3 protein-coding genes and 2 pseudogenes are annotated in these 6,815 nt (G+C 60.5%); 4 read left to right on the top strand and 1 reads right to left on the bottom strand.

Annotated elements, in window-relative coordinates:
* Window positions 1-288: 288 nt before the first annotated feature.
* Window positions 289-481, bottom strand: a pseudogene (locus V2S85_RS24585) (IS5/IS1182 family transposase); the annotation flags it as partial.
* An 87-nt stretch (window positions 482-568) separates the two neighbouring features.
* Between V2S85_RS24585 and V2S85_RS24580 the strand changes: the two are divergent.
* The 4 genes and pseudogenes from V2S85_RS24580 to V2S85_RS24565 all read left to right on the top strand — a co-directional run.
* Window positions 569-784, top strand: a pseudogene (locus V2S85_RS24580) (helix-turn-helix domain-containing protein); the annotation flags it as partial.
* Window positions 785-1,299: 515 nt separating this feature from the next.
* Entirely contained in the window at window positions 1,300-1,947 is a 648-nt protein-coding gene (locus V2S85_RS24575; RefSeq protein ID WP_330705426.1) for a hypothetical protein, read from the top strand.
* A 232-nt stretch (window positions 1,948-2,179) separates the two neighbouring features.
* Window positions 2,180-4,426, top strand: coding sequence for a TonB-dependent receptor (locus V2S85_RS24570; protein ID WP_330705425.1), 2,247 nt, complete (start codon window positions 2,180-2,182; stop codon window positions 4,424-4,426).
* Between the two features lie 62 nt (window positions 4,427-4,488).
* On the top strand, window positions 4,489-6,801 hold the full coding sequence (locus V2S85_RS24565) for an arylsulfatase (protein ID WP_330705424.1): 2,313 nt from the start codon (window positions 4,489-4,491) through the stop codon (window positions 6,799-6,801).
* Window positions 6,802-6,815: the final 14 nt, after the last annotated feature.

Below are 6,815 nucleotides of genomic sequence, written 5' to 3'. Positions count from 1 at the left end.
AGCATGCCCGCCATCCGACAGGCCATCATTGACCGAATATCAAGACCTCCGCCAGACCAATGCCCTCATTGCGGTGGGAGCCTATCAGTCACGCATTTCAAACTTCTGCCAAAGTAGTGCTAATCGCCAGCCAGTCACAGGCCTGCGAAATCCTGATGATCATTCAAGACGTTGGCGTCCAAACACCGGCCGCGTTCGCCCATGCAGTCGATGAGGCGGGGCGCTTCCGATAATCACGCAATGCTGGCGCCTTCTTCGGCCTGGTGCCCAGACGCCATCAATCAAGCGCACACCGGCGCTCGGCGAGGCTTCGCGTCCCTCGATTTCCCGCAGGTTCAAAACCAGCACCGTGTTCATAGATTCGAGCAGAGTCACGCCAAGCGTAGAAATAGCGCTGCACCGTCAAGACTGGTGGAAAAAATATGGGCGGGAGCCTCCAGGAGCAGCCGCTGGCGGCGATGTAAAGCAGGGCATTCACCACTTAGCGGTTTTCGACCGTTCTGAATCGGTCTGGGATTCCCTTCGGGCGCGATTTCAGAATCCGTGCTGGTGAAGGAGGCCGGCATGGATGGCTCTTTCGGTGGATTTGCGCACTCGGCTGTTCGCAGCGGTGGACAGTCGATCGAGTTGCCGTACAGCGGCGGCCCGGTTTGGTGTAGCACCATCAACGGCGTTCCGCTGGCGAGCCCAGCAGCGCGAGACGGGTGACATAGCCCCGAAGCCGTGCGGCGGGGATATGCGCTCGCGGCGGATGGAAGAACGGCCAGCGGACATTCTGGTCATTCGGCCCCTGGCAGCCAATCACGTACTCAGCTTCAGGCCGAAGGTGTCCTCCTATCGCCGACTGATAGCGGCGGCATCGAAACTGATTCCGCAGAGCGAATGAAACTGACTCGCCGTTGCACTGGGGACTCGGCGACGCCCTGTTGATTATTGAGGCAACAGGATGTGGGGTGTCTGCTGCGCGCCCATTCACGCCGTTCAATTGGGAAAGCGGCGCGGCCATAAGTGGTCAGTCCGCTTGCGACCGGGGCTGGGACAAACCCGCCGTTCGCGATGTCGCTACTGAATGGCTGATTATGCCATAACCCGTCGGTGGCCTTTTGACGCTAGATCCATGGGACAAACGTCCGGTTCCAAGCTAGCGATCTTCTTTGGTAAAGGCCGACATAGGTAGTAACGTGCCGGACTGCTGATAAGGCGCGAAAGCAATGTTAGGGCAAATCCCATGAGCTCGACCCTGCACGCTTCAGCGAAGCTTTTCTGGCGTTAAAACTCGCTTCAATCTACGGATGTACGATGGGCTACAAGAATGCTGAGAAAACGAGGCTTGCGCTCATAAAATCGGCCGAGACGCTTGTCGCGAAACGAGGGTTAGCTGGAGTCTCAGCCAGGGAGGTTTGTCGGCTCAGCGGGCTCAAAAACAACGTAGCGGTCCAGTACCACTTCACCTCCGTCGAACAGCTCTACGATGAAATCGTCAAGCATCGGATGATCCAGTTGGAAGCAATTCGATGCCAACGGCTTCAGGCACTCGGCCATAATGAATTGGCAGCCCTGACGATCGACGAGCTAGTAGCGCTGGTATGCCTGCCTCACCTCCGTATTCGCGATGAGAACGGTGGCTATCCTTATGCGGCATTTCTGTGTCATTATTTGCCCGAGAAGCGACCTACCGGCTTCAACTGGGCCATGGAGGCAGGATCAAGCATCACGCCAACGATGCAGCGGATTATCACTCTTCTGAGGAACCAACGTCCTAACCTGCCTTTCGACGTGTTCAATCGCAGAATGACGAACGCGACCTTGGTATTCTTGAATGTGCTTAGAGGGTTGCCGGATTCTGAAACACGTAGTGATGACGTTTACAGGCACCCGTTGATCCTGGACGGATTGCGGCAATGCGTGGCGTTGCTCAATGCCGAATGGCACGCCCCCCAATCCTGAGCCGTTTCACGCCAGACTGCCTCAGCGGCACTTTCATCTAATTCCGCGATCCCAGACGTCAACCGGCGATCCTGCGCGCCCAAATTCAATTTAAGGCAATTGACACGAATCTACATTGCAATTAGTCAACGTATATGTTGACGGTCTGCCCGCAGGCCGGAAACCCGAAACAATAAGGAACGATGGGCGACAGGTTACGCAACCGCCCCACGTCATCAAGGAGGAGAGGATCTTGGAACTTCAATCCAATTCCGCGCGTCGCCATGCCGGGCGTATTGCCTTGCTGCTTTGCGGTACGGCGCTGCTAGCGGCCCCCATGTCGGTTCTTGCGCAGGACGGAAGCAAGGCCGCGCAGGACGCCGCGACAGCGAGTTCGAACGACATCATTGTGACCGCTCAAAAACGCAGCGAGAACATGATGAAGGTGCCTGTCGCCATCTCGGCATTCACCGGTGATATGCTCCAGAAATCCGGCGTGCAGGGTGTTCAAGGGCTGTCCGTAGCGACGCCGGCCATTGTCTATCCCAGCACCGGCGCTTACGCCCAGCCGTACATCCGTGGGGTCGGCAGCCGGCTGCTGCAGAACGGCCTCGACCCGAGCGTCGCAACCTATATCGACAACCGATATATCTCGCGCCAGTCCGCCGTCGTCTTCGACTTCGCGGACGTGGAACGCGTCGAAGTGCTTAAGGGCCCGCAAGGTGCTCTGTTCGGGCGCAACGCATCCGCCGGTGCCATCCGGGTGCTCACCAAGGAGGTCGACAAGGACGTCGAGGGCTATGTCAAGGCCGGTTACGGCAACTACAATCAGTGGACGTTGAGCGGGGCGGTAAATGCGCCATTGACCGAGAATTTCGGCATGCGGATCAGCGGCATGACGTCACAGCGCGACGGTTATGTGAAGAACCTGGTCCCGACCGGCCGCAAGGAACTGGACGATCGTGATTTCAATGCCGTCAGGATCAAAACGCGCTGGACACCAGGCGATGTGCTCGATGCCAAGCTGTCGCTAAGCTACTGGAGCCAGAATGACAACGCGGGCAACGACACCGTAGCGCTAGGCCCGCCGGAATACACCACGGGACTTGCCAATGGCGGGATCACCGGAACAGACAGCAAACATGTTGCGACGGCGCTGACGGGCGCGAACAAGAAGGAAGAGTTCGCCGGGGAACTCAACCTCGGCTTCGATCTCGGCGGTGTGCAACTGCAGAGCATCTCCACTTACGCGCGCCTTGACAATCGCCTGACCTTCGACGGAGACGGCACCAGTTCGCGCCTCGTGGATGCGACCGTGTTCGAGAACACCAGAACGTTCTCCCAGGAACTGCAGCTTTCTTCGCAAGGCACCAACACGATCGACTGGATCGCGGGCGCGTTCTATTTCCATGACGATACCAGCTTCGACACGATTATCGACGTAGGCCCACGCATCGTTTCCAACGGGCTGCAGCGGGTCAAGACCGAGTCCTACGCCGCGTTCGGGCAGGCCACGTGGCACATCTCTCCCATGCTCAGTTTTGTCGTGGGCGGGCGTTATAGCCACGATCGCAAGGATGTTTCGTCCGTGGCCTCTCCGCACCGCGGCGCGGTCACCCTTCCCGCCACGCCTGACGAAGACAGCAAGGCGTGGTCGAAGTTCACGCCTTCTGCGACCCTGCAGTACGACTTCGGCAATACGCTGGTCTATGCAAAATTCGCGCGGGGCTACAAGAGCGGCGGCTTCAACTACCCGGTGCAGAACCAGCCGGTACTTTCTCCCGAAATTCTGGATATGTACGAGCTGGGCCTGAAGGGCAATTTCTTCGATCGCGCCGTGCGGACGACCTTGTCCGCATACTATTACGACTACAGTGACCTGCAGGTGACGCGTGCCGCCGCCGAAGGCGTTGGTGTGATCGTCACCACCGAAAACGCTGCGAACGCCGAACTGTATGGTCTGGATGCGGATGTGACATGGTCGGTCACGCCCGCCTTCACGCTCACCGGCGCGGCCAGTTGGCAGCATTCGCAGTACAAGGACTATCTCGCCAGCGCGAAGGTCTACCGCTCGGTACTGCCTGGCGGCACGGCGCGCGGGATGGTCGACGTGGGATTCGACGCCGACGGTCATCGACTGCTGCGCGCACCGAAGTTTTCCGCCTATGCGGCTGCCAACTACGACCTACCGGTTGGCAGCGGCGTGGTTCCGATCAATCTGTCTTACGCGTACAAGGGCAGCTACGACTTCGACTTCGTCTACGATCCGCCCAACGCCACACGCACCGGCACGACCCGTGCGCTGCGCCAAAAAGCGTACAGCATCGTCAACGGGCGGATCGGCTATCGTCCCGAGTCCGATCGCTGGTCCGTTTCAGCCTGGGTAAACAACCTGCTGAAGGAAAAGTACTTCGACGATGTCGTGGCAGCCGGCGTCGGCATTCGCGGCTCCTACGGCGCTCCGCGCACCTATGGCGTCGAGTTCCAGTTCAACTTCTGACCGACCTGCAGGGTAGCCCTTCGCTGGCTGCCCTGCTTCCCCATTTGCCGAAGGTCACCAGCATGTCAGCCAAGCTTTCCCGCCTCCGCCGGTGGCTGCGCAACACATCCGTGGCGATGCTCTGCGTACTGCCCACCACTATCGCGGCTCAGACGAGCGATGCTCCCGCGCCGGACTTGCGCCCCGATCACTGGCCACAGATCGCCAGACCCGCGCCCGGTGCTCCGAACATCCTGCTGATAATGACCGACGACGTCGGCTTCGCATCGTCAGCCACGTTCGGCGGCGCGATCCCGACCCCCAACCTGAGCGCGCTGGCAGAGACGGGCGCGCGCTATAACAACTTCAACACAACCGGGATGTGTTCGCCCACGCGCGCATCCCTGTTGACCGGGCGCGATCCGCACGACGTGGAGATGGGCAACATCAACAATCTGGCGACCGGGTACAAAGGCTATACCTCGGTCATCCCGCGGTCTGGCGGCATGATCGCCGAAGTGCTTCGCCAGCGCGGCTATGCAACCGCCGCGATCGGCAAGTGGCACATAACTCCGCCCTGGGAACTGAGCGCCTACGGGCCATTCGACCGCTGGCCTTCGCACATGGGGTTTTCCTATTTCTACGGGTTCCACGGCGGGGACACCGATCAGTTCCGCCCAGCCCTGTTCGAAAACACCGTCCCCGTGACACCGCCCCAGGACCCGGCCTACATCCTGGACGCGGACCTTGCCGACCATGCGATCTCCTGGATACGCCAGCAGAAGGCCGTCGCCCCCGATCATCCCTTCTTCCTGTATCTGGCCCCCGGAACCGCGCACACCCCGCATAGTGCGCCGGCCGAGTGGCTCATGAAATTTCGCGGGAAGTTCGACCGGGGATGGGACGCGATGCGCGCCGACAACTTCCGGCGGCAAAAAGCGCTCGGCATCATCCCGAAGGACGCGGTGCTGACCCCGCGCCCCGATTTTCTTCCTGCGTGGCAAAGCCTGCCGGCAGAGCGCAGGCAGGTCTACGCCAGAATGATGGAGGCGTTCGCCGCCGCGCTCGCCTTTCAGGACCACGAAGTCAGGCGCGTGCTCGATAGCCTGAAGCAGAGCGGCGAACTGGACAACACCCTCATCGTCTTCATCCAGGGCGACAACGGCGCCAGCGCCGAAGGGGGCCAACAGGGCCTGATGGCCGAGGAATCGGTCATCAATGGATACGAGGAAAACTTCGACTACATCGCCAGCCATATCGACGAGATCGGCGGCCCCAAGGCGCACAGCCATTTCCCGGCGGCGTGGGCCTGGGCGATGAATTCGCCTTTCCAGTACTACAAGCAGGTCGCCTCGCACTTCGGCGGGACTCGCAACGGCATGGTTGTCTCGTGGAAAGGCCGGATCGTGCAGCCTGGTCAGATCCGCGACCAGTTCCTGTTCGTTAGCGACGTCATGCCCACGCTGCTGGAAGCTGCGGGAGTGACGCCCCCCACCGAACTGGACGGCGTGCTCCAGATGCCGCTGGGCGGCGTCAGTTTCGCTTCGACCTTTGCGCACCCCAAAGCCCCCTCGCAGCGCGATACGCAGGTCTTCGAGGTGATGCAGAATGCGGGCATCTATCACCAGGGATGGATGGCAAGTACCCGCCCCGCCGCTGCCCCGTGGCTGGTGACGTCGAAGTCCCTTGACGTGCCGTTCGAAAAGCGGACTTGGGAGTTGTACAACATCGGCAAGGATTTTTCCCAGTCCAGGGATCTTGCCTCCAGCCAGCCAGCCAAGCTGGAGGAACTCAAGGCCCTGTTCCAGGAGCAGGCCCGTGCCCACAACGTCCTGCCGGTCCATGGTATCGGTGACGGTGCTGCCGGTCGCCCCAGCCTTGCGGCGGGGCGTACACACTTCACCTATTACGCCCACACCACCCGTATCCCCGAGAACACTGCGCCCCGCATCGTCGGGCGATCATTTGAAATCGACGCCCAGATCGCGACGCGCGGCGCCGCCGACAACGGTGTCCTGCTCGCCCATGGCGGAAGGCATGGCGGGTACGCCCTCTATCTCGATGCGCAGGGCCGGCCGACGTTCCACTACAACATGATCAACGATCTGCAGTACCGGATCGTCTCGCCGGCTCCCATGCCTTCAGGCACCCATGTGCTGTCCGCGCGATTCGAAATCGATCAGCCCAAACCGGCCTCGGGTGGCACTCTCATTCTGTCGATCGACGGCAAGGAAGTGGCGCGCGGACGCGTCGAGCACACCCACCGCACCTTCATTTCCAGTTCCGAAGGATTCGACATCGGCGAGGATACGCTGACGCCAGTGTCCGATGGCTATCCTGAATACGACAATGCCTTTCGAGGCGAGATCAAGCGCGTCGACGTCGAACTGCGCTGAGAACAGCGAAGCCC

This window comes from Novosphingobium resinovorum (assembly GCF_036352595.1).
GTDB classification, from domain to species: Bacteria; Pseudomonadota; Alphaproteobacteria; order Sphingomonadales; family Sphingomonadaceae; genus Novosphingobium; species Novosphingobium resinovorum_B.
This window is presented reverse-complemented; position numbering and strand designations above follow the sequence as displayed.